Annotated in this window: 1 protein-coding gene; it reads left to right on the forward strand. The window is 41.9% G+C overall.

Annotated elements, in window-relative coordinates; all coding sequences use genetic code 11:
* Positions 1-215, forward strand: a 215-nt coding sequence (locus tag DAHG_RS18290; RefSeq protein ID WP_034456241.1) for a hypothetical protein, incomplete at both ends; no start/stop codon positions are given.

A 215-nucleotide genomic window follows, 5' to 3' on the forward strand; every position in this document is an offset into this window, starting at 1 on the left:
GCTTCCAATGAACATTGGTATTTCATGGGTGAATCCGGTGTCATGCAGGCAGATGCTTGGGTAGAGGATAACGGTGCCCGCTATTATATTAAAGGTACCGGTGTTATGGCAAAAGATTATGTCAAAGACGGTTATGAATTGACTGAAGATGGCAAAGCCATTCCATTAGCTGAATCAAAATCGGTTGTATTAACAGATCCAGAAGCAATAGAAGG

It is taken from the genome of Dielma fastidiosa (assembly GCF_000313565.1).
GTDB classification, from domain to species: Bacteria; Bacillota_I; Bacilli_A; order Erysipelotrichales; family Erysipelotrichaceae; genus Dielma; species Dielma fastidiosa.